The 26734-nt window shown below is 63.7% G+C and carries 22 protein-coding genes; 16 read left to right on the top strand and 6 right to left on the bottom strand.

Annotation, left to right across the window (positions count from 1 at the left end; genetic code table 11):
* Positions 1-121 precede the first annotated feature (121 nt).
* The 8 genes from SIL87_RS14360 to SIL87_RS14325 all read left to right on the top strand — a co-directional run bounded on the left by SIL87_RS14360 (position 122) and on the right by SIL87_RS14325 (position 11139).
* Entirely contained in the window at positions 122-880 is a 759-nt protein-coding gene (locus SIL87_RS14360) for an ROK family protein (RefSeq protein WP_319614841.1), read from the top strand.
* A gap of 138 nt (positions 881-1018) precedes the next feature.
* Positions 1019-3850: a bifunctional transaldolase/phosoglucose isomerase gene (locus SIL87_RS14355; protein WP_319614840.1), complete on the top strand. Its 2832-nt coding sequence runs from the start codon at positions 1019-1021 to the stop codon at positions 3848-3850.
* 21 nt (positions 3851-3871) lie between these two features.
* A complete protein-coding gene (gene gnd, locus SIL87_RS14350; protein WP_319614839.1) occupies positions 3872-4870 on the top strand; it encodes a phosphogluconate dehydrogenase (NAD(+)-dependent, decarboxylating) in 999 nt (332 codons plus the stop codon).
* Between the two features lie 2 nt (positions 4871-4872).
* A complete protein-coding gene (zwf, locus tag SIL87_RS14345) occupies positions 4873-6477 on the top strand; it encodes a glucose-6-phosphate dehydrogenase (protein ID WP_319614838.1) in 1605 nt (534 codons plus the stop codon).
* On the top strand, positions 6474-7295 hold the full coding sequence (locus SIL87_RS14340) for a Cof-type HAD-IIB family hydrolase (RefSeq protein ID WP_319614837.1): 822 nt from the start codon (positions 6474-6476) through the stop codon (positions 7293-7295). Before zwf ends, SIL87_RS14340 begins: the two co-directional genes overlap by 4 nt.
* Positions 7292-8032: a 6-phosphogluconolactonase gene (pgl, locus tag SIL87_RS14335; protein WP_319614836.1), complete on the top strand. Its 741-nt coding sequence runs from the start codon at positions 7292-7294 to the stop codon at positions 8030-8032. Before SIL87_RS14340 ends, pgl begins: the two co-directional genes overlap by 4 nt.
* A 13-nt stretch (positions 8033-8045) precedes the next feature.
* Positions 8046-9308: a ribose 5-phosphate isomerase A gene (gene rpiA / locus SIL87_RS14330; protein WP_319614835.1), complete on the top strand. Its 1263-nt coding sequence runs from the start codon at positions 8046-8048 to the stop codon at positions 9306-9308.
* A gap of 37 nt (positions 9309-9345) precedes the next feature.
* A complete protein-coding gene (locus tag SIL87_RS14325; RefSeq protein ID WP_319614834.1) occupies positions 9346-11139 on the top strand; it encodes a glycoside hydrolase family 15 protein in 1794 nt (597 codons plus the stop codon).
* On the opposite strand, the gene SIL87_RS14320 is transcribed toward SIL87_RS14325, so the two are convergent.
* Genes SIL87_RS14320 through SIL87_RS14310 form a run of 3 tightly spaced genes read right to left on the bottom strand, consistent with a single transcriptional unit; the run spans position 11134 to position 13299 of the window.
* Positions 11134-11619, bottom strand: coding sequence for a GNAT family N-acetyltransferase (locus SIL87_RS14320; protein ID WP_319614833.1), 486 nt, complete (start codon positions 11617-11619; stop codon positions 11134-11136). The two genes, SIL87_RS14325 and SIL87_RS14320, sit on opposite strands and share 6 nt — an antisense overlap.
* Entirely contained in the window at positions 11616-12125 is a 510-nt protein-coding gene (locus SIL87_RS14315) for a GNAT family N-acetyltransferase (protein ID WP_319614832.1), read from the bottom strand. The genes SIL87_RS14320 and SIL87_RS14315 overlap by 4 nt, the downstream gene beginning before the upstream one ends.
* Positions 12118-13299, bottom strand: a complete 1182-nt coding sequence (locus SIL87_RS14310; protein WP_319612316.1) for an IS256 family transposase — start codon at positions 13297-13299, stop codon at positions 12118-12120. The genes SIL87_RS14315 and SIL87_RS14310 overlap by 8 nt, the downstream gene beginning before the upstream one ends.
* A gap of 265 nt (positions 13300-13564) precedes the next feature.
* On the opposite strand from SIL87_RS14310, the gene SIL87_RS14305 reads away from it, so the two are divergent.
* The 4 genes from SIL87_RS14305 (at position 13565) to SIL87_RS14290 (ending at position 17699) form a co-directional block, all read left to right on the top strand.
* On the top strand, positions 13565-14962 hold the full coding sequence (locus tag SIL87_RS14305) for a dipeptidase (RefSeq protein WP_319614831.1): 1398 nt from the start codon (positions 13565-13567) through the stop codon (positions 14960-14962).
* A 154-nt stretch (positions 14963-15116) separates the two neighbouring features.
* Positions 15117-15710 carry an ABC transporter ATP-binding protein gene (locus SIL87_RS14300; RefSeq protein WP_319614830.1) on the top strand — a complete coding sequence of 198 codons (594 nt, stop codon included), beginning with the start codon at positions 15117-15119 and terminating at the stop codon, positions 15708-15710.
* The gene (locus tag SIL87_RS14295) at positions 15707-16498 is read left to right on the top strand and encodes an ABC transporter permease (protein ID WP_319614829.1); all 792 of its coding nucleotides are present in this window, start codon (positions 15707-15709) and stop codon (positions 16496-16498) included. The genes SIL87_RS14300 and SIL87_RS14295 overlap by 4 nt, the downstream gene beginning before the upstream one ends.
* Positions 16499-16544: 46 nt before the next feature.
* The gene (locus SIL87_RS14290) at positions 16545-17699 is read left to right on the top strand and encodes a trans-sulfuration enzyme family protein (protein WP_319614828.1); all 1155 of its coding nucleotides are present in this window, start codon (positions 16545-16547) and stop codon (positions 17697-17699) included.
* 10 nt (positions 17700-17709) lie between these two features.
* On the opposite strand, the gene SIL87_RS14285 is transcribed toward SIL87_RS14290, so the two are convergent.
* Complete coding sequence (locus SIL87_RS14285) at positions 17710-18333, bottom strand: SAM-dependent methyltransferase (RefSeq protein WP_319614827.1); 624 nt, start codon at positions 18331-18333, stop codon at positions 17710-17712.
* Between the two features lie 601 nt (positions 18334-18934).
* On the opposite strand from SIL87_RS14285, the gene SIL87_RS14280 reads away from it, so the two are divergent.
* The 4 genes from SIL87_RS14280 to SIL87_RS14265 all read left to right on the top strand — a co-directional run bounded on the left by SIL87_RS14280 (position 18935) and on the right by SIL87_RS14265 (position 24171).
* A complete protein-coding gene (locus tag SIL87_RS14280) occupies positions 18935-20074 on the top strand; it encodes an IS4 family transposase (RefSeq protein WP_405055273.1) in 1140 nt (379 codons plus the stop codon).
* Positions 20075-20198: 124 nt separating this feature from the next.
* The gene (locus tag SIL87_RS14275) at positions 20199-21587 is read left to right on the top strand and encodes a diguanylate cyclase (protein WP_319614825.1); all 1389 of its coding nucleotides are present in this window, start codon (positions 20199-20201) and stop codon (positions 21585-21587) included.
* Positions 21584-22807 (top strand): FIST signal transduction protein, encoded by a 1224-nt coding sequence (locus SIL87_RS14270; protein ID WP_319614824.1) that lies wholly within the window; start codon positions 21584-21586, stop codon positions 22805-22807. The genes SIL87_RS14275 and SIL87_RS14270 overlap by 4 nt, the downstream gene beginning before the upstream one ends.
* Positions 22804-24171, top strand: a complete 1368-nt coding sequence (locus SIL87_RS14265; RefSeq protein WP_319614823.1) for a sensor histidine kinase — start codon at positions 22804-22806, stop codon at positions 24169-24171. Before SIL87_RS14270 ends, SIL87_RS14265 begins: the two co-directional genes overlap by 4 nt.
* A gap of 22 nt (positions 24172-24193) precedes the next feature.
* Here the strand turns inward: SIL87_RS14265 and SIL87_RS14260 are convergent, their stop codons facing one another.
* Together SIL87_RS14260 and SIL87_RS14255 are read right to left on the bottom strand one after the other, a co-directional pair.
* Positions 24194-25378 carry a fatty acid desaturase gene (locus SIL87_RS14260; RefSeq protein ID WP_319614822.1) on the bottom strand — a complete coding sequence of 395 codons (1185 nt, stop codon included), beginning with the start codon at positions 25376-25378 and terminating at the stop codon, positions 24194-24196.
* A 477-nt stretch (positions 25379-25855) separates the two neighbouring features.
* On the bottom strand, positions 25856-26620 hold the full coding sequence (locus SIL87_RS14255; RefSeq protein WP_319614821.1) for a ferredoxin--NADP reductase: 765 nt from the start codon (positions 26618-26620) through the stop codon (positions 25856-25858).
* Positions 26621-26734: the final 114 nt, after the last annotated feature.

Below are 26734 nucleotides of genomic sequence, written 5' to 3'. Positions count from 1 at the left end.
GGCTCCACGGCGCCGGGGGTTCAGCCGGGGGCCGATCCGTGCGACAGTTTCGCGTTGCGATTGAAAACGAGGATCGTGCGCGCCACATCGGCGGGACGGGACACAACCCGGAGATCAGACCATGGACCATCCGCTCCAGACTTCAGGGCCGGTCGGCGAAGTGACGCCGGACCCGGTCACGTTGGGCATCGATATCGGCGGCAGCCATATCAAGGCGGCGCTGGTGGCGCCGGATGGTGCGCTTCTGACCAATTACGAGCGGGTGGTAACCCCGCTCGGCAAACCGCCGGACCTCATCGTCGATACGATCAGCGCCCTGATTGCGCCCTTGGGCGGTTTCGACCGGGTCTCGGTCGGGTTTCCCGGAGCGACGCGTGGTGTGACGGTGCTGACCGCGCCCAATCTCGGCAACGATCAATGGCATGGCTACAAGCTGGCCGACCGGCTCGCGGCCCGCCTCGCGCGGCCGGTCCGGCTCGCGAACGACGCGACGGTGCAGGGGCTGGGGGCGATCGCCGGACGGGGTCTGGAGTGCACGATCACGCTGGGTACCGGGATGGGATTCGCCCTGTTCACCGATGGCAGGCCGGCACCCCATCTCGAACTCGGCCAGCACAACGCGCACAGGAAACACACCTACGATCAGTATGTCGGTCACGAGGCCCTGAACCGCGACGGGGCCAGAAAATGGAACAAGCACGTGCTGCGCACGATCGATGCGTTGCGGGTGCTGGTGAATTTCGACCTGCTCTATATCGGCGGCGGCAACGTCACCGCCATCACCTTCGCGTTGCCGGCGGATGTGCATCTGGTTTCGAACGAAACCGGCATCACCGGCGGGGTGCGGCTGTGGGACGGGGTATCCCCCCGGCGCGCATGATCACGATCCGGTCACCATGAGCGTTCCGGCAATGATTTCGCCCCGCGCAGGCCCCATCTGCCGATCCGGATGACAGGGTCCGGCCCTTAACGAGACGGCAATAACATTCATCCACGACTGACTTCAGGAGATCTTCCGATGAACCCTCTCAAGCAACTTGCCGAAACCGGCCAGGCCCCCTGGCTCGATTTCGTCCAGCGCGAACTCATCGAGGGGGGCGATCTCGCGATGATGATCAAGCGGGATGGGCTGAAGGGGGTCACGTCCAACCCGTCGATCTTCGAGAAGGCGATCGCCCACGCGCCGGAATATACCAAGGAGTTCGAGCGCTACGTCCATAGCGGCGATCATGAACCGATGGCGATCTACGAGCATCTCGCGATCGGCGACATCAAGGCGGCGGCGGATGTCCTGCTGCCAGTCTATCATGAAACCAAAGGGCGTGACGGTTACATCAGTCTCGAAGTATCGCCCTATCTCGCGCTCGATACCGAGGCCACGGTGAACGAGGCACGCCGCCTGCACAAGGCCGTGGGCAAGCCGAACCTGATGGTCAAGGTACCGGCGACAAATGCCGGGATTCCCGCGATCCGCACGCTGATCGGCGAGGGGATCTCGATCAACGTGACCTTGCTGTTCGCCGTTCCGGTCTATGAGCAGGTTGCCCGCGCCTATATCGAGGGGCTCGAACATTTCGCCTCCAAAGGCGGGGATATTTCGAAAATCGGCAGCGTCGCGAGCTTTTTCGTCAGCCGGATCGACAATGTCATCGACAAGCAGTTGCAGGACAAGATCGACGCCGGCGGCGATGCGGCGGCGCTGAAGCCCTTGCTCGGCAAAGCCGCGATCGCCAATGCGAAAGTGGCTTATGCCGCTTACAAAAAATGGTTTTCCGGTGCGAAGTGGCAGGCGCTGGAAGCCAAGGGAGCGCATACCCAGCGGCTGCTCTGGGCCTCCACCAGCGTGAAGAACCCGGCGTATCCGGACACTCTGTATGTCGAAACGCTGATCGGGCGCGATACCGTCAACACCATGCCGCCGGCGACGATGGATGCGTTCCGCGATCATGGCAAGGCGACGCCGGATGCGGTGGAGCAGGATCTGGCCGGTGGCATCGATATTTTGAAATCACTTGAAACACACGGCATTTCTCTTGAAAAAGTCACAATCGATCTGGTTGCCGACGGGGTGCGCCAGTTCGCCAACGCGTTCGACCAGTTGCTGGGCGCTGTGGCGAAAAAGCGGACGGCGCTGATCGATCTCAACGGGGCCGAAATCGAGGCTGATGCGGCGCTGCACGCCGCTATCGAAAAAACTGCCAAACGCTGGCTCGCGGAGGGCACCATCCGCAAGCTCTGGGCCGGAGACAAATCGGTCTGGACCGGCACGGACGAGGATAAATGGCTCGGCTGGCTCACCATCGTCGGCGAGGAGCACACCCATGTCGCGACGCTGGAGCGGTTCGCCAAGGCGATCCGCGAGGGCGGATTCAAGCATGTCGCTCTGCTCGGCATGGGCGGCTCCAGCCTCGGGCCGGAAGTGCTGGCCCGGAGCTTCGGCCATCGTGACGGCTGGCCCGAATTTCATATGCTCGATTCGACCGACCCGGCCCAGATCGCCACGCTGGAATCGAAGCTCGATCTGAAGACGACGATGTTCATCGTCTCATCGAAATCGGGCTCGACGCTGGAGCCCAATATTTTCCTCGCCTATTTCAAGGCGCGGATGATCGAGACGGTGGGGCAGGGCGATTGGGCCAGGCACTTCACCGCCGTGACCGACCCGGGATCGGCGATGGAGCATGTGGCGAAGCACGATCATTTCGCGCATCTGTTCCACGGGGTGAAATCGATCGGCGGCCGCTACTCGGTGCTCTCGAAATTCGGCCTGGTGCCGGCGGCGGCGATGGGGATCGATGTTGCAAACTTCCTCGCTCTGACCTCGCACATGGTCAAATCCTGCTCGGCGAGCGTGCCGGTCGATCAGAACCCGGGCGCGCAGCTCGGCCTGTTGCTCGGCGTCGCGGCGAAAGAGTTCAAGCGCGACAAGGTGACGATCATCGCCTCGCCCAAAATCGCGGATCTCGGCGCATGGCTGGAACAGTTGATCGCGGAATCCACCGGCAAGCAGGGTCACGGGCTGGTGCCGATCGATGCCGAGCCGCTGGGCGATGCCGCCGTTTATGGCCATGACCGGGTGTTCGCCTATCTCTGTCTGAAAGGCGACGAGCAGGCGAAGCAGGCAGCACATGTGGCGGCGCTTGCAAAGGCGGGGCATCCGGTGGTGCGGATCACGGTGAACGATGTCGCGCAGATCGGTCAGGAATTCTTCCGCTGGGAGATGGCGACCGCGATTGCCGGTGCGATCATCGGGATCAATCCGTTCGACCAGCCCGATGTCGAAGCCAGCAAAATCAAGACCCGCGCGCTGACCGACGCCTACGAAAAGGGCGGCTCGGCACCCCATGACGAACCTTTGTTCCACGAGCACGGCGTGGCGATATTCGCCGATCCGAAAAACGCAGCGGCGCTCGGAACCCACACCACGCTGGCCGCATACCTCAAGCAGCATTTCAACCGGGCGGACGCAGGCGATTATATTGCGATCCTCGCCTATATCGAGCGCAACGGATCGCATATGGCGGCGCTGGAGCAGATCCGCACCCATCTGCGCAATACCCGCAAGGTGGCGACCTGCCTCGGCTTCGGGCCCCGGTTCCTGCACTCGACCGGTCAGGCCTACAAGGGCGGACCCAACAGCGGCGTGTTTCTCCAGATCACGACCGATGATGCGAAGGACATTCCGGTCCCAGGCCACGCCTACAGTTTCAGCCAGGTCAAGGCAGCGCAGGCCGAGGGCGATCTGAGCGTGCTGGTCGAGCGGGACCGGCGCGTCATCCGGGTGCATTTCCAGAATGTCCAGCACGGCCTCGAAGCGCTGCACAAAGCGATCATCCACGCGTATCACTGACAACAGCGAACGGAACAGCAGATGAAAATCGGAATTATCGGCCTTGGCCGGATGGGTGCGAATATCGCGCGCCGCTTGATGCGCGATCATCATGAGTGCGTGGTGTTCGACAAATCGGCCGATGCCGTCAAGGGACTTGAAAAGGATGGCGCAACCGGCGCTGCCGACGTGCCGGGCATGATCAAGGCATTGCCGACGCCGCGCGTGGTGTGGGTCATGCTGCCATCCGGCAAGATCACCGAGGACACCATCGAGGCGCTGGCCGCGATAATGGAGAGCGGCGACATCATCATCGACGGTGGCAACAGCTTCTACAAGGACGATATCCGCCGCGCCGAAACCCTGAAGGGGCGGGGGCTGCACTATGTCGATGTCGGAACCTCGGGCGGAATCTGGGGCATCGACCGGGGCTATTGCATGATGATCGGCGGCGAGGCCGATATCGTCAAACATCTCGATCCCATCTTCAAGACTCTGGCCCCCGGTATTGGCGCGATCGACCGCACACCCCATCGTGACGGTCACGATCAGCGCGCCGAACACGGCTATATCCACGCCGGGCCGGTCGGTGCCGGGCATTTCGTCAAGATGGTCCACAACGGGATCGAATACGGTTTGATGCAGGCCTATGCGGAAGGCTTCGACATCCTGCGCAACAAGGCGTCGGCCGATCTGCCGGAATCGCAGCGCTATGATCTCAACCTTGCCGATATTTCCGAAGTCTGGCGGCGCGGCAGCGTGATTTCGTCCTGGCTGCTCGATCTGACGGCATCCGCTCTGGCCAAGGATGAGAAACTCGCCGATTTCACCGGCTTCGTCGAGGATTCCGGCGAGGGCCGCTGGACCATCGAGGCGGCGATCGAGGAAGCAGTGCCGGCGGAAGTGCTCACCGCCTCGCTGTTCGCCCGCTTCCGCTCGCGCCAGGACCATACATTCGGCGAAAAGATGCTCTCCGCGATGCGCCAGGGTTTCGGCGGCCATCTCGAACAGGGTCATACTCCGGTCAAGAAAGGCGATTGATCATGGCAGATCTCATCCCTCATCCGCATGGCGAACCCGCGACTGCGGCGAAACCGGCATCGGCCAAGCCTCCCGGCCCGTGCGCCATCGTCATTTTCGGGGCAGGGGGTGACCTGACCAAGCGGTTGCTGATGCCGGCGCTGTACAATCTTGCCAATACCGGCCTGACACCGGAAAAATTCGTGCTAATCGGCGCCGATATCGCCAAGCGCAGCACGGATGACTGGAAGTCCTCGCTGCACAAGACCCTCGAAAGCTTCATCGGCGATCCGAACGCGGAAGACCAGATCAAGGCCATCGACGAAGCGAACTGGTCGAAGCTCGCAGCGCACATGTCCTACGTTCAGGGCGACTTCACCGATGCGGGCTTCTACACCGCGCTGAAGACCGAGCTTGAAAGTCTGGAATCCCAGCACGGCACCGGCGGCAACCGATTGTTCTACCTTGCCGTGGCGGACCGGTTTTTCGGCACCATCGTCGAGCATCTCGGGGCGGCCGGTCTGGTCGAGCACAAGGATGACGAAAACGCGCCCTGGCGGCGGGTGGTGATCGAGAAACCCTTCGGCCACAGCCTCGATTCGGCCAAGGCGCTCAATGCCCAGGTGCTGAGCGTGCTCAACGAGAAACAGGTCTACCGGATCGATCATTTTCTCGGCAAGGAGACCGTCCAGAACATCATGGCGCTGCGCTTCGGCAACGGCATGTTCGAACCGATCTGGAACCGCGACCGGATCGATCACGTCCAGATCACGGTGGCGGAGACTGTGGGCGTCGAAGGCCGCGGCAAATTCTATGAACAGACCGGCGCGCTGCGCGACATGGTGCCCAACCACGTGTTCCAGCTTCTCGCCATGGTCACGATGGAGCCGCCGGTCGGCTTCAAGCCCGAGGCGATCCGCGACAAGAAATACGAGTTGTTCGCCGCGATCGAAACCCTCGCCGACAACGATGCTGTTCGTGGCCAGTATGGCAAAGGCACGGTCGCCGGCAAGCCGGTGATCGCCTATCGCGAGGAGCCCGACGTCGCGAAAGACTCAGCGACCGAAACCTATGTCGGCATGCGGCTTAAGATCAATAACTGGCGCTGGGCCGGCGTGCCGTTCTACATCCGCACCGGCAAGCACATGTCCTGCCGGATGACCGAGATCGCCATCCAGTTCAAGAAAGCGCCGCTCGCCGCCTTCCAGGATACCTCGCTCGATACCCTGCCGCCCAACTGGCTGGTGCTGCGGATTCAGCCGGATGAAGGCATCGCCCTGCAATTCGAAGTCAAGCACCCCGGCCAGACCATGCGGCTCGCGCCGGCCAATATGGAGTTCCGCTACCGCGACTGGTTCACCCCGGAACCGAACGTCGGATACGAAACCCTGCTCTACGACTGCATGATCGGCGATCAGACCCTGTTTCAGCGCGCCGACATGGTCGAGGAAACCTGGCGCGTGGTGCAAGGCGTGCTCGACCATTGGGGCAGCACCACGCCTGCTGATTTCCCCAATTACGAAAGCGGCGGCCCGGGGCCGGACGCGTCCGATGCCCTGCTCTCCGACGACGACCCCACCCGGCACTGGCGTCCGGTCGCCCTGCCGGCCAAGGACCCGCGCGCATGAGCCGTGCGATCGATCTGGTTCTCGCCGATGTCGATGGGACGCTCGTGACAGGCGAGAAGGTGCTCACCGAGGCAGCGAAGCGCGCGGTTCATGACCTCCATGCGGCGGGGATCAAATTCGCGATCACCAGCGGTCGCCCACCGCGCGGCATGGCGATGGTCAGCCGGCCTCTCGCCATTGACACGCCGATCGCCGGGTTCAACGGCGGCGTGCTGATGGCGCCCGACATGGAAACCGTTCTCAATTCCTACGACCTGCCCGGGGACGTCATCCAGACCGCGCTCGATCTGCTCGGCGAGCATGGGCTCGATGCCTGGGTGTATACCAAAAAGCGCTGGCTGATCCACGACGTTTCGGCCCCGCACGTCGCGCGCGAGGCAAAGACCGTGCAGTTCGAGGCGGAGGTGGTGGCGCGATTCTCCGCCGACGATCTGAACTCGGTGGTCAAGATCGTCGGCGTCACCGACGATAAATCCAGGATGCAGGCAGCGTTGCAGGCCGCGACGAAGGAATTCGGCAATCGGGTTACGGCGGCCTGTTCGCAACCCTATTATCTCGACATCACCAACGCCAAAGCCAACAAGGGTGCTGTGGTTGATGAACTTTCGCAGCGGCTCGATATTCCGCGCGACCGTATCGCGACCATCGGCGACATGCCGAATGACGTGACCATGTTCAAGCGCAGCGGCATGTCCATCGCGATGGGCAACGCGGATGACGAGGTGAAATCGAGCGCCAAATTCACCACCGACAGCAACGAAGACGAAGGCTTCGCCAAGGCGATTCGCAAATTCATCCTCGATGGAGCGACATCATGACACCCGCTCGTGGCGAACTCATGGTGGTCGAGACCGCCGAAGCATTCGCGGAAGCGGGAGCGCGGCTGTTCGCCGATGCCGCCGCTGCGGCACAGGGCCGGTTCGTCGCCGGACTTGCCGGGGGCTCGACCCCGAAATCGATCTACCGGCGGCTTGCCGAGCCCCCTTACCGCACGTCGCTCCGCTGGGACGCCATGGACCTCGTGCTCGGCGATGAGCGCTTCGTCGCCCATGACAGCCCCGACAGCAACCTTCATATGATCAGGGGCGCGCTGATCGATCGTCTGGACCATCCGGTCGGCGGGCTGCACGCCGTGCCGTTCGAGGGACTAACCGTCGATCGCGCCGCCGCCGCCTACGAGCAGACGCTCAAAGCTCTTTACGGTCATCAAACCCTCAGACCGGAGCAGCCGTTTTTCGATATCTGCTTCCTCGGCATGGGCGATGACGGGCACACCGCATCGCTCCTGCCGGGCCAGTCCGATCTGCTCGATGAACGGCAGCGCTGGGTTCTCCCGGTCACCAAAGGCCGGCCCGAGTCACGCGTGACCCTGACCTACCCGGTGCTCGAAAGTTCCCGTGTCGTGGTGTTTGTGGTCTCCGGCGAAGGCAAGCGCGCGATGCTGGATGCGATCCTGTCGGGGCGGGACACCACGGTTCCCGCGGCACGGCTTCAGCCGCAGGGGCGGCTGATCTGGCTCGCCGACCGCGCCGCCGCAGGCCGCTGGGCATCGTAGATAGCGTAATCCCGTGACAGACACCGACACCCAGAAGCGCAATGCGGCCACCGAGGCAGCGAAGCTGGTCTACTCCGGCATGCATGTCGGGCTCGGCACCGGCTCCACCGTCGCGCATTTCCTGACGGCTCTCGCCGCGCGGATCGCCGCCGAAGGCTTGTCGATCAGCTGTGCTGCCACCTCGCACGCAACCGGGCAACGGGCGCGCGAACTCGGCATCCCGGTAATCGACCTCGCGCAACCGCTCGATCTCGCGGTCGATGGTGCCGATGAAATCGAATTCGGCTCCCTCCGTCTGATCAAGGGGCTCGGCGGGGCGCTGCTGCGGGAAAAAGTCGTCGCCCAGTCCGCCCATCGGTTCGTGGTCATCGCCGATCAGGGCAAGCTGGTCGGCCGCCTCGGCGCGCATGTGAAACTGCCTGTGGAACTGGCGAATTTCGGGGCCGAACGAACCTTCGGGCGGTTGACCGCGCTCGGTCTGGAACCCGCCTTCCGAATGGCGGCGGATGGTACCCGATTTGTCACCGATAACGGCAATGTCATTGCCGATTGCCGTCTGCCCGCCGGGCGTGACGCCGCTGCGGTCGGCGCGGCGCTGAAAACCATGGCGGGGGTCGTCGAGACCGGCCTGTTCCTCGAAGGATGCGCGGCCGCCTTTGTCGGCTTCGCGGATGGTACGGTGCGCACATTCGAGGGCGATTGCTTCGCCCGCGCCGGGGTTGCGGGCGAGATCGCGACCTTGCGGGCACTGGGTGTCGCGCCGGTTTTCCCCAAGCCGCTCCTCGCCGTGATGGGCGTGACCGCCTCGGGCAAATCGACGATCGGGGCGATGCTGGCAGGCTGCCTCGACATTCCGTTCGTCGATGGCGACGATCTGCACAGCGAGGCGAACCGCGCCAAGATGCACGCGGGCCACCCGCTCGACGATAACGACCGGATGCCCTGGCTGCACCGGATCGCCAGCCAGATCCGCGCCTGGCGGCAGGCCTCCTCGGGCGGGGTGATCGTCAGTTCCCTGCTCACCCGCCAGTACCGCGATCTGGTGCGCGGCGATTGCACCGAACTGGTCCTGGTCAATCTCCAGGGCAGCCGCGCAGTGCTCGAAGCCCGGATCGCGGCACGGCGCGGCCATTTCATGCCCTCGCGATTACTTGATAGCCAGATCGCATTACTTGAACCCCCAGGCAGTGACGAAGCGGTTATTACCGTCGATACCGGGATGACACCCACCGCGATCGTCGAAGCGGTCATCGACCGGCTCGCCGCGCACACCTGACCATCCCCCGGACAAACTCCAATGAAGGAGGGCCCTCATGGCTCTACGCATCGAAGATTACGGCCTGATCGGCGACCGCCAGACCACCGCACTCGTCGGCAAGGATGGTTCGATCGACTTCCTGTGCCTGCCCCGTTTCGATTCCGATCCCTGTTTCGCCGCCCTGCTCGGCACCAGCGACAATGGCCGCTGGCTGATCGCCCCCGAAGGCGAAATCATCAAGACCCACCGGTATTATCGCGAGGATACCCTGGTTCTCGAAACCGAAATGACCACCGCGACCGGCACGATCCGGCTGACCGACTGCATGGTGCCGCACCCGCACGACACGACCCGCCTGGTCCGTCAGGTCACCGGGCTGGACGGCAATGTCGATATGAAAACCGAGCTGGTGTTCCGGTTCGGCTTCGGCAAAATCGTCCCCTGGGTGCAGCGCCTGCCGGACGGCAAGGGCATCACCGCAGTCGCGGGACCGGACATGGTCGTGATCTGGTCGGAGGTGGAACTCGAAGGGCGCGATCACCACACCGCCGGCGAATTTTCGGTCGCTGCCGGCGAAACCGTCACCTTCGGCCTCGAATGGCTGCAATCGCACCGCCGGGTTCCCCATGAATTCGACGTGAAGGCAAGCATCGCCACCGCCACCGAGAAATGGCAGAGCTGGGCGCGGCGCGTCCCGGTCGAGGGCCGCTGGGTCGAGATCGTCAAGCGCTCGCTGATCACCCTGAAGGCGCTCACCCACTGGGAGACCGGCGGCATCGTCGCGGCGGCCACCACCTCGCTGCCGGAGGAACTCGGCGGCGAACGCAATTGGGATTACCGCTATTGCTGGCTGCGCGATGCGAGCTTCACCCTTCAGGCGTTTCTCGCCGCCGGATATCGCGAGGAGGCCAAGGCATGGCGCCTCTGGCTCGACCGTGCCGTGGCCGGCAACCCCGACGATATCCAGATCATGTATGGTATCGCGGGCGAGCGCCGCCTCGCGGAATGGACCGTCGACTGGCTCGCCGGTTACGAAAACTCCCGCCCGGTCCGCGTCGGCAACGCAGCGGCGGAACAGCGCCAGCTCGACGTCTATGGCGAACTGCTCGACACCCTCTATCAGGGCCATAAAGGCGGGCTGAAGCACGACGAGAACAGCTGGCAGGTCAGGTGCAATCTGCTCGGCAATCTCGAAACAATCTGGGCCGAACCGGATGAAGGCATCTGGGAGGTGCGCGGCGGGCGGCAGCAATTCGTCCACTCCAAGGTCATGGCCTGGGTCGCGTTCGACCGGGCAATCCGCTCGATCGAGGAATTCGGCTATGAAGGCCCGGTCGAATGCTGGCGCGGGATTCGCCAGCAAATCCACGATCAGGTCTGCGCCCACGGGTTCGATACCTCGATGAACAGTTTCGTGCAGGCCTACGGCTCGACCCTGCTCGATGCCAGCCTGCTGCTCCTCACCATGGTCGGCTTCCTGCCGCCGGACGATCCGCGCATGATCGGCACGGTTGCGGCAATCGAACGCGATCTGCTGCAGGACGGCTTCGTCCGCCGCTACAACACCTCCGGCGGCAATGACGGGCTCAGCGGCACCGAGGGCGTGTTCCTCGCCTGCAGCTTCTGGCTGGTCGACAACTACACATTGATGGGCCGCAAGGACGACGCGGAAGAATTGTTCGGGCGGCTGATCGCGCTGCGCAACGATCTCGGCCTGTTCTCCGAGGAATACGACACGAAAAACAAGCGCCAGATCGGCAATTTTCCGCAGGCGTTCACCCATGTCGCCCTGGTGAATGCGGCCTTGCGGATGCACGCCGCCGAACACGGCAAGCCCGCGCCGTTATAGGCGCAGGCGGGCCATGGTGAGGCTGTCGATGAAAACCCCGTCGCGCAGCACATCATCGCGCAGCACGCCTTCGGTCTCGAAGCCGAACTTGCGGTAAAGATGGATGGCGCGGTCGTTATCGGCATTGACCGTGAGGCTGACGCGGTGGAGGCCGAGCCAGTTATCCGCGAGGTCGAGCACTGCCGTCATCAGGGCATGGCCGACGCCGGCATTGGTATGATCGTCGTGGACGAACAGCAGGATCGAGCCGGTATGGGCCTGCCGGCCGCTGCTGCGGGTCAGCGCGGTGGTGCCGATCACGTGAGCGTCACGTTCGGCGACCAGCGCGGCGGCCCAGGGGTGGCCGACCCAGGTTCGGGCGAAATCGACCGACACGAACGGCACCCGCAACGTGCCGTGCCGCACGCCGGGCAGGTTCATCAGCGCGGCGATCGCAGCGGCGTCGGACTCTTCGCGCGCGCGAATGGATACCGTGCTCATGGTGTCCCGCTGAATTTGGGCGGGTCGAACAGCCGGGCCATCATGTAGCCATCGGCGTATCGTCCCATCCGGAACACCCGGCGGCGCATTGTGCCCTCGATCTCGAATCCGAATTTCCGGTACAACGCAATCGCGGGGTCGTTGTCGGTGAACACTTCAAGGCTGATCCGCGTCAGGCCGAGCCAGTTATGAGCGGTGTCGATCATCGCGGCCATCAGCGCGGAGCCAACCCCGCGCCGCCACCAGTCTTCATGCACGGCGAGGCCGAACCAGCCGCTATGGCTCTCAAACCCCTTGCCGCGAAACAGCACGATATGGCCGATCACCGCGCCATCGGTGTCGCTGACCGCGACGATATTGAAGGTTGTGGCGGCGGCGTCCATGTGCGCCGTCGCAGCGGATTCGCTGGTATACGGCGCGAACACCATCGTGCCGTGGCGCACCGCAGGGCGCATCAGATTGAGCAACCTGATGTCTGGAAAATAGGGCGAGCGGGGGTCAGGCATCCTGGTAGTCCCACTTGATGTAGCCCTTGGTGTCGGCGGCCCATTTTTCATCGATTTCGACGAGGACGGCGCTGACGAGGCGTTCGAGGGAGGCTTCGTTGGGGAAGACCCTGATTTTGGTGGTGCGGCGTTTGAGTTCCTGCTGGATGCCGCGTTCCATGGGGTTGGAAGTGCGAAGCCGGCGCTGGTGGGGTTCTGGCAGTGTGAAGACGGTGAGGCCTTCGGGGATATTTCGTTCGAGCCAATCGGCGAGCTTTGGTGCGGTGTCGCGATAGGCATTGACGAGGGTTGTGAGAGCGATCTGGGCAGCGGCGAGGGAATTTGCGTTCCAGACGGTCCGGAGTTCTGCGCCGATGCGTTTGCGGATGGCGTGGTTGGGGGCGTGGTGGATGGCGTTTTGGGCGAGGTGGAACTGGCATCGTTGCCAGTGTGCGGCGCCGAAGACGGCGCGGCGTGCGGCGTGCAATCCGGCATGGTCATCGGAGACGATGAATTCGACGCCTCGCAGGCCACGCTGATGGAGGCTTTCGAGGAAGGCACGCCAATGGACTTCGGCCTCGGAAAGGGCGACCGAGACGCCGAGGACACGGCGGCGTTCATCGGGTCCGATGCCGATGGCCGAGAGCACGGCGGCATCGCGGACGACGCCATTATCGCGCATTTTTTCATATCTGGCGTCGAGGATGAGGTAGCGGATCTCGGCGAGGGGTCGGGTGCGCCAGGCGGCGAGTTCGTCATCGAGCAGCTTGCTGGCGCGGCTGACCTGAGCGGAGGAGAGGCTTTCGATGCCGAATTCGCGCATGACGGCCTCGACGTCGCGGGTGGAGACGCCTTTGATGTACATTTCGGCGACGGCGACCATGACGGCGCGGACCGAGCGTCGGCCGCGTTCGAGGGACTGTGGGTAGAAGGGTTCGCCCACGTGACCGGCGGTTTTGGGGACATCGACGGTGATCGACCCGGCCGGGGTATCGATCCGCTTGGGCTTGTAGCCATTGGCGTAACCCTGACGATCGGGGTTGCGCTCGTAGTGACTGGCGTGGAGGAAGCGTTCGCGCTCGATCTGCATGGCGAGTTCGAAGGTCCTGGCAAATACCGTGGCGATATCGCCTGCGCCGTTTTCGATCAGATGTTCCAAAAGTGCCTCGATAATCGTATCCTTTTTGGCGTCCATTCATCGGTCTCCATGTTGGTGTGAACAACTGCATGGAATACCAGAATGAACAGCCCTTGCCGGGGCATGCCCCGGCAAGGGCACCAACTCCCAACCCAAAATGAATTTCCAGACGTCAGGTTACACCACCGCGCATCAGCAGGGCAGCGGTTGCCGGTGCATCGGTCTTTTCATGTGCGCGCAGGGAAAATCCGCTCATGCCATGCCCTTTCCTGTTCGATGCACCGCGTCTATCTCTGGGCCATCATAACCAAGGGGACAGGCAATGGACAATTCGTCGCTCGACGCGGTTCTGGCTCATATCGACGCCAATATCGACTCCTCGCGCGCCCGCTGGTTCGACCTGCTGCGAATTCCTTCGATCAGCGCGCAACCGGCGCACAAACCCGATTGCATCCGCGCCGCGGCGCACATGCGCGACCTGCTGACCGGCATGGGGTTCGAGGCGCGGCTGTCGGAAACCAAAGGGTTGCCCGGTGTGATCGCCACACACCATCACGCCGGCGGCAACGCACCGCGTGTGTTGTTCTATGGGCACTACGATGTTCAGCCCGCCGACCCGATCGCATTGTGGCATTCCGATCCGTTCGACCCCCAGCTCGTCGAAGGACCCGATGGCGCGCGCGTGGTGGCGCGGGGCGCGGTGGACGACAAGGGCCAGGTGATGATGGTGCTCGAAGCGATCCGCGCGCATCTCGCGGTCAACCGCGCCCTCCCGGTCAATCTGACCGTGCTGCTCGAAGGCGAGGAGGAATGCGGCTCCCCCTCGCTGGAGGCGATGCTGGACGCCGAGCGGGCAGCGCTGGCGGCGGATTTCGTGCTGGTGGCGGACACCAATATGTGGAACCGCGACACACCGGCGATCACCACCTCGCTGCGCGGTCTCGCCGCGCTGGAATTGCGGATTACCGGGCCCAACCGCGATCTGCATTCCGGCCTGTTCGGCGGCCCCGCGCTCAATCCGATCCGCGCGCTCACCCGGATATTGGGCGATCTGTTCGACGAAACCGGCACCATCGCGATCCCCGGCTTCTACGACGGCATTGCCGAAATCCCGGCGGATGTGCTCGCCTCGTGGAAGGCGACCGGGTTCGACGAGGCGGGCTGGCTTGCCGCGATCGGGCTGGATCGAGCCAGCGGTGAGCAGGGCCGTTCGGTGCTCGAACAGAACTGGTCGCGCCCGACCGCTGAAATCAACGGCATCTTCGGCGGCTATCAGGGCGCTGGCAGCAAAACCGTCATTCCGGCGGAAGCCGGAGCCAAGCTCACGTTTCGCCTGGTGCCCGGCCAGAACCCCGACGCGGTGATCGCCGGGTTCAAACGCTTCGTACAGCAACGGCTGCTGCCGGGTGCCCAGGCCCATTTCGAGGTATACGGCGCGTCACCCGGGCTGATGGTGCCGATCGATGCGCCGTTCGTCCGCGCGGCGCGGGGAGCGTTGGCGGCGGAATTCGGCAAGGCGCCGGTACTGGCCGGGTGCGGTGCCTCGATCCCGGTGGTCGAGGCGTTCGAGCGTCAACTCGGCCTGCAAACCCTGCTGGTCGGCTTCGGGCTGGATGACGATTGCATCCATTCGCCCAATGAGAAATTCGAAATGCGCTGCTTCCATCGCGGCATGCGGGCGGAGGCGCGGATGCTGGCGGCGTTCGGGATGGAGGGGTGAGGGAAGCAGGAGAAGACTTCTTTTTTGTAAAAAAGAAGCAAAAAACTTTCGTTTACCTGGGTCCGTGTCGGTTTCAACAGCGTAGTCCCAGAGTCCAGAAGTTTTTTTGTTTCTTTTTTTACAAAAAAAGAAATCCTTTCCTTCCCCTGCCTTCATGAGACTCCGCACCCAGGCCCTGAAAGGTGCCGCCGGTGGCCCGTTCGATTTTGCGCTCGGCGCCGGGGACGCCATGGCGATCACCGGCCCGTCGGGGGCCGGAAAGTCGGTATTGCTCCGCATGATCGCCGATCTCGACCCACATGAAGGAACGGTCGCGCTGGATGGTGTGGAGCGTGCGGCGTTCACCGCGCCGGACTGGCGGCGGCGTGTCGCTTATCTGGCCGCCGAGCCGGGCTGGTGGCATGACGACACAGCGGCGCATTTTCCGGATCGGGCGCGCGCCGTGGCGTTGATGCCGGATTTGGCGCTGGATGCCGCCTTGCTGGCCCAGCCGGTGCATCGGCTGTCCACCGGCGAGCGGATGCGCCTCGCCCTGATCCGGACCCTGCTGAACGATCCACCGGTTCTGCTGCTCGATGAGCCGACCGGCGCGCTCGACCCGCAGGCGACAAGGCTGGTCGAGGCCATCCTGTCGGCGCGGCTGCGTGCGGGTGCCGCGCTGGTGATCGTGACGCACGATATGGATCAGGCTGCCCGTCTGGGGGCGCGGCACTATCATCTGCAAGCCGGAACCCTGACCCCGCAATGACCCCGATCCTGCTGACCCCGACCGACCTGATCATCGCCTCCTCGCTGGTGGTGCTCGATGCCGTGGTATCGGTCTGGCTCGGGTTGCGGCTGCACAAGCAGGTACTGGTCGCGGCGGTGCGCTGCGCGGTGCAACTCACCCTGGTCGGCTACATCCTGCGCTTCGTCTTCGCGATCGACACGCCGCTGCTCACATTGGGATTGATCCTGGCGATGGTGGCAATTGCCGGGCGCGAGGTCGCGGCGCGACCGGAACGGAAACTGGCGCGCTACGGCAATCAGATCGCCGGGCTTTCGGCGGTCGCGCTGGCGACCTTCGTGACCGCGACCTTTGCCCTCGCGACCGCCCTGCGGCCCCACCCCTGGTACGCCGCGCGCTATGCGATCCCGCTGGCCGGCATCATGCTGGGCAACGCACTCAACGCCGCGTCGCTCTCCCTCGATGCGCTGTTGTCCGGCGTGATGCGCGAGCGCGCCGCGATCGAGGCGCAGCTGGCGCTCGGCGTGCGGTTCCGCGAGGCGACCAAACCGCTGATCCGGGCATCGGTGCGGCGGGGCATCCTGCCGATCATCAACGTGATGTCGGCGGCGGGAATCGTGACGCTTCCGGGGATCATGACCGGCCAGATCCTCGCCGGACTATCGCCGATCGAGGCGGTGAAATACCAGATCCTGCTGATGTTCCTGCTCGCCGGGGCCACCGGAATCGCCGCCGTCGGCGCGGCCTATTTCGCGATGGCGCGCCTGACCGATGGCCGGGAACGCCTGCGGGTGGACCAACTGCGATAGCCAAGCGCCTAAATTCGAAACGCCCCGTACCAGGAGATACCAGACGATGAACGAGACCGATCTTCATCCCGCCACGCGGGTCGCCCAGGCGATGGGGCGGATCGATCAGGCGACGCGGGCGGTGATCGCGCCGATCCACGTCTCGACCACCTTCATCCGCGATCCCGACAATCAATATAGTTCGGGCTTCGTCTATGGCAGGCCGGACAACGCGACGGTGCGCGAGGCCGAGGCGGTGCTCGCGATGCTGGAGGCTGCCCCCGCCGGCGCGCTGTTGTTCGGCTCGGGCATGGCCGCCGCGATCGCGGTCTTCGCCGTGCTGAACGCGGGGGATCACGTGCTCGCGCCACGGATCATGTACTGGGCGCTCCGCCATTGGCTGATGACCGAGCTACCCCGCCGGGGCATCGCGGTCGATTTCGTCGCGATGGACGATCCCGCTGCCGTCGCCGCCGCCGTTCTGCCCGGTCGCACCCGCCTGATCTGGATCGAAACCCCCGGCAATCCGCTCTGGACCATCACGGACATCGCCGCGATCGCCGGCATCGCCCACGCGGCAGGTGCGCGGCTCGCGGTCGATGCCACGGTCGCGTCACCCTATCATCTCCAGCCCCTCGCGCTGGGCGCGGATTTCGTGATGCACGCCGCGACCAAGATTCTCAACGGCCATTCCGATGTCGTGGCCGGTGTGGTCGCGGGTGCGCGCGACGATGCCGACTGGCAGCGCATCGTCACCGCGCGCCGGTTGGGCGGCGCGATCCTCGGGCCGTTCGAGGCGTTCCTGCTGATGCGCGGCATGCGCACCCTGTTCCTGCGCGCCGCCGCCCAGGCCGCCAATGCCGCCGCCCTGGCCGCGCGTCTCGCCGCGCATGATCATGTCGCCCATGTCCTGTATCCCGGCCTGCCGGATCATCCGGGCCACGCGATCGCGGCAGCGCAGATGCGCGACGGCTTCGGCTCGATGCTGTCAATCCGGGTGCGCGGCGGTGCCGCCCATGCCATCGCCACCGCCGCCGCCGTGCGGGTCTGGCACCGGGCGACCTCGCTCGGCGGGGTCGAAAGCCTGATCGAACATCGCGCCTCGATCGAGGGTGAAGGCACGCCCTGCCCGGACGATCTGCTGCGCCTCTCGGTCGGGATCGAGCATGTCGAGGATCTCTATGCCGACCTCGACCGGGCGCTGCGCGCTGCTTCCGGTTAGGCGCGCTCGCTCAGCCCGGCTTGCGGGCGACCAGATCGATCAGGGCCGAAATGCCGGAATGGCCGGCCCCTTCATCGAGCACGGCATCGTAGCTTTCGAGGCGTTCGATTTCGAGCCCGGCGAACGCCTCGCGCAACATCGCCTCGGTGTAGCAATGCGCCGGATCGGTGGGACCGCCGGTGCGGTTGGCGACCTGTTCCGGCCGGTAGCCTTCGAGCAGGAGCAGTCCACCGGGCTTGAGCGCGTCGATCAGCTTCGTGAAAAACCCCGGCCGCTCGTCGGGCCCGACGAACTGCACGAAAATCGCAGCGACGGCGTCGTACTGCCCCACCGGCCAGGTCCAGCGGAGCAGATCGGCCTGTTCGAACCGAAGCTCTATCCGTCGGCTTTCCGCAAGGCGCTTGGCCTTGGCGATCGCGGTGGCCGAAACCTCGACGGAATGGACATCGAGGCCGAGCCCCGCGAGGAACACCCCGTTGCGTCCTTCGCCATCCGCCACCGAAAGCACCGATCCGCCGGGCGGGATCGCCGCGGCGGTCCGCGCCAAAAACGCGTTGGGCGCGGTGCCGAACACATAGGTATCGGAGGCGGCGAACCGCGCCTCCCAGCGATCTTCGCGCGACAGGTCTGCCATGTGAGCGTGTCCTTTGCGGATTGCGGCGGGCCAGGAAGGCGGGCCAGTGAAAATGTGGTCACAGCATGTCGGGGCCGACATATTTATGACGCACCGGCTTCGCAGATATGGGCGGCACCGGCAATCATGAAAGAGCATACCATCCACCCCTGCACGCGATGCCCGACTCCTCGCGACGAGAGAAATATCGTCTCAAAAAGTGAATAAACTTCGTATCTTTCGATCAACGTTCGACTTCATAGACCAAGGCATCGATTATGAAGCCCCGCTCTGCGTCATTGCGATTTGATGCAATTGTGGTAGCATCGAAAGAATTAGCCGTTCAAATGAGAATTCAGCCATTTTATAAGATTTACATAGATATACATTGCCTGACTAATTGATAATCGCCTCATTCATCCCCTCATATTGAATGCGCAACTATCGTTTAAAGAGAATCGAGAGCGCTGGGTTGGATTTTCGGAAGGAATCGGGATCGGTTGATCCAGGTTCTTTTCGTTCGAATTTTCTGGCTGCCCTTGTTCCTCGGTGCACGATTCCAAGGTTGCCCGGCAATCAGTCCTGGTTTCTGGAGGATCGGATGGCTGCCAAGAGGACACATATGTCGTTTGACGATGTTCAGCGCTTTCTGGAAGGTTTGCTGGGGGAGGACCTGCATGCCAAGCGGATCCTGTCCCTGGCAGGAGCAACGCTGGGGGTCATCGAGACCGCATCGCTGGCGATTGGGGCGATTGGCCAGGGGCTGGCTCTGGCACGTGGGCGACTGACCAAGCATGCGATCAAGCAGGTCGATCGCATGCTCTCGAACCCCGGGATTGATCTGGACGTCGTGCTGCGGCGTTGGGTATCGTTCGTGATCGGTGCGCGTGAGCGTATCGTTGTCGCGATGGATTGGACCGAATTCGACCCTGATGGTCAGGCGACCTTGATGCTCTCGCTGCTGAGTTCGCACGGTCGTGCAACGCCGCTGATCTGGCATACGGTTGATAAGGCCAATCTGAAGAACCGGCGCAATGAAGAGGAATACCGCCTGCTGGTCGCGCTGGCGGAAATCGTGCCTGCCGAAACAAGCGTCTGCATCGTCGCCGATCGTGGGTTCGGCGATCATAAGCTCTACCGGGTGCTGACAGAGGAGTTGAAGTTCGACTACGTGATCCGCTTCCGCGGCAATATCCTGGTTACCGCGGCGAGCGGCGAGGCCAGACCAGCCGCCGAGTGGGTGATGGCCGCCGGACGCGCCAGAACACTCCGCGCAGCCGCGGTCACCGCCGAACGGTTCACCGTCGGCACGGTGGTTTGCGTGCGGGACAAAGGTATGAAGGAACCGTGGTGCCTGGCCGCGAGCACCACCGATGATACCGCGCGCCAACTGATCAATCTCTACGCGAAACGCTGGACCATTGAACCGGGTTTCCGCGACACCAAAAATTTGCGCTTCGGCATGGGGATGGGCGCCATCCACGTCAGCACCCCAGAGCGGCGCGATCGCCTGTGGCTGCTCAATGCCTTCGCCGTCGCCCTGCTCACTCTGCTCGGCGCCACCGGAGAAGCGCTCGGCTATGACAGGCACCTCAAATCCAATACCTCAAAGCTGCGGACCCACTCGCTCTTCCGGCAAGGATGCATGCTCTACGAACTCATCCCTAATATGCCAGAGCATCGCCTCCGCCCATTGATCGAAAACTTCGCCAAAAACCTCGCTCAACAGTCAGTTTTCAACGGAACATTCGGTACGATATAGGAATGAGGGGAGTCCTGAGGATAATCGCCTATTTCGACAATAGATATTTGGAAGTTTCGCTCTATCGAAGTGAATATCGTGCCTGCCATGAGGAGCGATGGTTTCTCCCGTAATGGAGTAGATTTTGACTGCACGAATACTGGTCGTTGACGACGTATCGCCCTTCGCGCGGATGCTGGAAAGCCGCCTTGCCACCGAATATTATGAGGTGAAGGCAATTTCGGTCGGCTGCGATGCGCTGGCGATCGCTCATGACTGGCAGCCGGATGTGATTTTGCTCGATATCATGATGCCCGGCATGGACGGCTATGAAATCTGCCGCATGCTCAAGGCCGGGCGGTCCACCGCCCATATTCCGGTCATCCTCATCACCGGCCTCCAGAACTCGCCCGATCGCTGGCGCGGTCTCAGCAGCGGGGCCGACGATTTCATGAGCAAGCCGATCGAATACGGTATCCTGCTCGCCCGCCTGCGCGGCATCATCCGGTTCAAGCGGTTGATGGACCAGTGGCGCGCCCGCGACGAGACCGCCGCCGCCCTCGGGTTCCGGGTCGAGCGACCGGACGACACCTCGATCGCCGATGCCCGCGTGCTGCTGATCGATCATCTCGCCAGTCGTGCCGCGCGGATCAGCGCGGTTCTTGCGTCAGAAGGCATGGTCGTCGTGCCCTCCGGCGCCGATCGCGATGCCGACGACAGTGCCGACGACGACGGCTTCGACCTGATCGTGATCAGCCTGTCCCTGCTCGATGGCGATCCCCTCCGCCTGGTCGCCCGGCTGCGGGCGAGCGCTGCCACCCAGGACACGCCGGTGCTGCTGCTCGCCGAGCCGGACGAACGCGACACGCTGATCAGCGCCCTCGATCTCGGAGCGACCGATTGCCTGATGCTGCCGCTCGATGAGAACGAGTTGCTCCTGCGCGCCAGCAACCACATCCGCCGCAAGCGTCATCACGACCGGCTGCGCGTCGATGTCGGGAGCGCCCTGCATATGGCAGTGATCGATCCGTTGACCCAGCTCTACAACCGCCGCTATGTTCACAGTTATCTCGACCGGCTGTGCGCGGACCCGCTGGGTGGCACCTTCGCGCTGCTGATGCTCGATGTCGACCGGTTCAAGGCGATCAACGACCGTTTCGGCCACACGGTCGGCGATAATGTGCTGCAGGGCGTCGCGGACACGCTGCGCACCCATCTCCGCCAGAGCGACCTGCTCGCCCGCTTCGGCGGCGAGGAGTTCATCGTGATCATCACCGCCCTCGACGATCCGGGCGTCGCCATCACCGTCGCCGAAAAACTGCGGGGCGCGATCGAGGCAATGACCGTCGCGCCGGGTGTGATGGTTACCGCCAGCATCGGCGTGACCATCGCCCAGGCGCCGGTTGTCGCGGCGGAATTGATCGACCTGGCCGATGCCGCCCTCTATGACGCCAAGCGCAACGGGCGTAATCAGGTCATGCTCCACGGGCCGCAGTACGGCCCTTCGCTCCAGCGCAAGGAACGACCGGCATGACCGCCACGATCAGCACGGGATACGCAGCCGGCATCGACGTCGCGGCCACGGTCGCCCGGTGCCGCGAGCAACTCCCCGGTCCGGCTGATCTCATTCTCGCCTTCGTCGGCGGCAAGCACGACCCAGAGGCCGCCCTTGCCGCGCTGCGCGCCTCGTTCGGAGATATCCCGCTCGCCGGCGGCTCGGCGGCGGGTGCCATCGCCGGCGGCGGGACCGGCGTCGGGACTGGCGGATTCGGCTATTCCGGCCTCGAAATCGGCATCATCGCCTTCAGCGGCCCCGACGTCACCCCGAAAATCCTGACCAATCGCGACCTGCTGGAGAGCGAGGAAGCAGCGGGCCAAGCCCTCGGGCGGGCGGTGCGCGCGCAGGCCGCGCCGGGTTCGGCGGTTCTGATCCTGTTCGACAGCGTCGCGGCATCGGCCCCGCTCCGCCTGCATCCGGCGAGCCGGATCATGGCCGGTTTCCACGCCGCGCTCGACGGGCTGCCCCTTCACGTGATCGGCGGTGGCCTGCTGACCGACATCAATTTGTCGGATGGCTGGATGTTCGATGGTCATGCCATTGCCAAGCACGCCATGACCGCCCTGGTCTTTCCGCCCGGCCTGCACGCCGCCACCGCCATTCTCCACGGCTGCCGCCCGGTGAGCAGTTTTTTCGAAATCACCCGGGTCGAGGGTGCCGAAGTGCTCGAACTCGATGGTCAGCCCGCCCTGACCGTGATCGAACGGACGCTCGGCCTCGAACTCGGCACCACCAGCGGCCAGCAATTATCCCTGGTCGCCACCCTCGGCCAGAAACAGGGCGATCCCTTTGCCCCGTTCGACGAAAACAACTACGTCAACCGCCTGATCCTGCAGGCCGACCCGGCGCGCGGCTCGATCACGCTGTTCGAACCCGATTTCTCCATCGGCACCCGGGTTCAGATCATGAGCCGCGACAACGCCCTGATGCTGGAGTCGGTCACGCAGGGAATTGCCGATCTTGAGGCCGGGCTGCACGGCGAGTGCGCCTTCGGCCTCTATATCGACTGCGCCGGCCGCGCGAGCGTCATGACCGGGGCCGAAACCGAGGAGGCCGATCTCGTCCTCCGTACGCTGAAACCCGGCTTTCCGTTCATCGGCTTCTATTCCGGCGTGGAAATCGCGCCCTTCGCGGGCGATTACAGCCGCCCGCTCGACTGGACCGGCGTTCTGACGGTGTTCCAGCGCACGGCATGACCGACGGGCCGAACCCCAGCTTCGAGCAACTGGAACGCGAACTTCAATATTATCGCCGCGAATATAACGAGATCGGTGCCCGCCTGCTGCGCGCGCAGGAAGAGCAGAGCCGCGTCGCGCGCGAAGCCCGCCGCAGCCGCACGGTCGCCCGGCTGGTCCGGGAATCCTATCAGATCATCGACCACGATATCCCGGCGGAAACCATCGGCCCGCTGATGCTGGCGACCATCGCCGATACCGCGGTGTGCGATTGCGCGGCGTTGCTGCTGGTCGATCCCGCGGCGCCGGAGCGCTTTCTGGTCCAGCACGCCTTCGGAACGACGACCCCGACATTGCTCACACTGCCCGATCCGCCCGACCACCTGTACACTGCCGGACGCACCCCGCCGGTCGCGGCGGCGGCCCCGATGATTGATCTGCTCGGCGTCCCCTTCATCCTGTGGGCGTACGACCCGGCGACCGGTCGCGCCCTGCTCCTCGGCAATCGCACCGAAAGCAACATCCACCGTGCCTTCGAAGCCGGCGATCGTGAACTCGTCGAAGTATCCCTTGCGGTCTATAACGACCTGCTGGTGCGCAAGCGGGCCGAGATCGCCCTGCGTGAGGCCAAACAGGCGGCGGAAGACGCCAATGCGGTTCGCGCGCGTTTCCTCGCCACGCTCAGTCACGAGTTCCGCTCGCCGCTCGAAGCCGTGATCGGGTTTTCCGAGTTGCTGCTGCAAACCGGGCGGCAGACGCCGGGACCCGAGCAGAAGGACGAATTCGCCCGCCAGATCCTCGATTCCGGTCACCGGCTGCTCGCACTGGTCAAGGACATCCTCGATTTCTCGCGCTTCAACAACACCGTGCCCTACCTGCGGCGGGACTGGCTGTCGCTCGGCGTGCTTCTGCGCAATGCGGTCAGGAGTTTCGCCGCCGAGGCCGCGAGCCGCGAGATCAGGATCGATGTTGCGGTTCCGGAAATGCCCATCGAGGTCTCGATCGATTACGAGCGGTTCCGCCAGATCCTCGCCAATCTGATCGGCAACGCCCTGAAATTCACCCCGGCGGGCGGCGTGATCACGGTCGGCGGGATCGCCTCGGCGGGAGACGGCGCATCGATCACGGTGAGCGATACCGGCATCGGCATCGCCCCGCAGGATCTGCCCCGCACGCTGGAACCCTTCGTGCAGGTCTACGACCCGGCCGGTCCCCGGGTATCGGGCGCCGGGCTGGGACTGCCGATCGCCAAGCAACTGGTCGAAGCCCACAACGCGACCCTCACCATCCGGAGCGCCCCGGGCGCCGGGACCAGCGTGATCATCACCCTCCCCGCAAGCTATGTCCGGTGCGGCGGGCGGCAATCCGAACCGGCAGGCGGGTGAGCGGCGTGTCGGGCCGGGCACCTCAGCCGAACAGATCGGCCGGCGCCCGCGCCATCGCCGCAAAATTCTGGTCGATCGCCGTGAACAATCCCCAGCTTTCGACGTAATTGGCCGGGAAGCCCGGGCACCCCGCATCGGCATCCGATTGACGGGCATGGGTGTAGTCGGTCCAGCGCTTGCCGGGGCGGCGATGATGGAAATCATGGCACGGCGCATCGCCGACCAGGACGAACACGCGAACGAACAGCTGGATCGTCAGCATGTCGGCCCACCAGAGCGTCCAGCCGCCGAGGCGGCGCAGCGTCGATTGCCTGGCAGGCGGCGGATACCGGCCCGGAAACACTCCTGCGGTCGCCTCGCAGACCAGTTGCTTGCCCCGGAGCGCGATGATCTCCGCCGAGGGCAGCCGGTGTTCGCACAGGATCCGGAAGACGGTGGCGATCTGGAGCAGCACGGTGACCGGCAGTACCCAGGCGACCAGCACGATCGGCAGGACATGCAGGAGCAGGCCCCCGATCAGCAGGGTGCCCCACACGCCGAGCCCGATCAGATTATGGCGGCGCTCCTTCGACATCAGACTGCCCTGAATGCGCTTGACCATGAAGCGCCCGTGAAACCAGGGCGAGACCAGCAGGATCAGCAGCTTGCGCCACAGGGCCCGGCGGTCCAGCGCGGTGTGCAGATCACAGATGCCGACCACGAAATCGGTGAATTCGTCATCGTCGGTGAACAGCTTGTTGGCATTGTGGTGCAGCATGTGCTCGCGCTGATACATGTCGAAATGCTTGAACAGCAGGATCGCGGAAACCCAGCGTCCGACCATGCGGTTGCGTTCGCGGGTGCTGAACACGGTTCCGTGGGAGCAATGATGGAAAATCACCACCTGGAACAGGCCGAGCCCCGAACTCGTCGCGAGCAGCCCGCAGAACAGCAGCGCCCAGAACGCGACGGAGTCCAGCGGCAGCACGGCCATGGCCAGGGAAGAAGCCGCGCACCCGCCGAGCACGAGCAGCACGGCCTCGCGGACATAGGAAACCGGCGGTCGCGGTGCCGCGGGTTCGCCGGGGGCCGGTTTGGCGGTCAGCCAGGTCAGGAACGGCTGGAGTGAGGCGGGAAGGCGCGCGGCCATTTCCACGCGCGGATCGGACCGGGTCGGCGCATCGGCCAGGCGGGTGACGGTCTCGATATCCAGTTTGGTGATATGCATCGGGTTACCTTTCAGGATCGACAGACGAGCGGGGAGTCAAGACTTCGAACGTAGTGTTATTGGCGGGAAAGTCTTAAAATCATCAAATGTATAAATATTGATTGTTACTTATTGGTCGGTGGACGAGATCAATTTTACGATATTTGTTAAATCAATAGGGATATGAGTGTCAAAGCAACATTTGATCGGTCAGAGGATAATCGATTGTCGATGACAAAACTTACGATCACGTAAATGTGAGGCTCAGTTTTTGATATAATTGAATAAATAATGAAACAGACTGGCGGGTTATTCGACTCAAATCGTCCGTGATAATGCCGGTGGTCCGGAAGTTATGCAACTATTGATTGCATCAACCCGGCTATCGTCGAAGGGGCAGCAACGGGCGCTCGGCGGGCTTGCGGAGCACGTTGGTGGTGGGTCGGGCGAAAGCGAGGGGCATTTCAGCAGTCGTGATGACTCCTGAAATGCGGATCGTTACTTCTCGACGAAAGCCTTTTCGATCACGTAATCGCCAGGATGCGAGGAATTGCCCTCGGCGAAGCCGCGCTGTTCGAGCAGGGCGACCACATCGGCGAGAAATGCCGGGCTGCCGCACAGCATGACGCGATCCTGTTCGAGCGACAGCGGCGGCAGGGCGGACGCGGGATCGAACCCCTCGGTCAGGAGGGTCGTGATCCGGCCGGTGTGGCGGAAGGCTTCGCGCGTCACTGTCGGGTAATAGACCAGTTGATTGCGCACCTGTTCACCGATGAACTCGTCGGCGGGCAGGGTTTTGGTGATGAAGTCCTCATAGGCCAGCTCGCTGACGTGGCGGCAGCCATGAACGAGCACGATCTGCTCGAACCGGTCGTATACATCCGGCTCGCGGATGATGCTCATGAACGGCGCGAGGCCGGTGCCGGTGCCGAGCAGGAAGAGACGCCGTCCCGGTTTGAGATTGTCGGCGACCAGCGTGCCGGTCGGCTTGCGCCCGACCAGGATGCGGTCCCCCGGCTTGATATGCTGCAACCGCGAGGTCAGTGGGCCAGACGGCACCTTGATGCTGAAGAATTCAAGATGTTCGTCATAGGTGGCGCTGGCCATCGAATAGGCGCGCATCAGCTTGCGCCCCTCGACATCCAGCCCGATCATGGTGAACTGCCCCGCCACGAACCGGAACGACGGATCGCGCGTGACCGTGAAGCTGAAGAGACGGTCGGTCCAGTGCTGGACTGTGGTGACGACCTCGGTGTTCTGCATGCCAACTATATTCCCGTTGCAACAAATATGTTCAACCCTGCCGGATAGCCGCACACGAGGGGGTGGGGCAAGGTGGTCCGGCAAGACGGGGCCATGCCCCCAGCGCACCTATAC

Source organism: Acidiphilium acidophilum (genome assembly GCF_033842475.1).
Classification (GTDB): domain Bacteria; phylum Pseudomonadota; class Alphaproteobacteria; order Acetobacterales; family Acetobacteraceae; genus Acidiphilium; species Acidiphilium acidophilum.
Note: the sequence above shows the minus strand (reverse complement) of the source record. Positions and strands in the feature narration are given on the sequence as shown.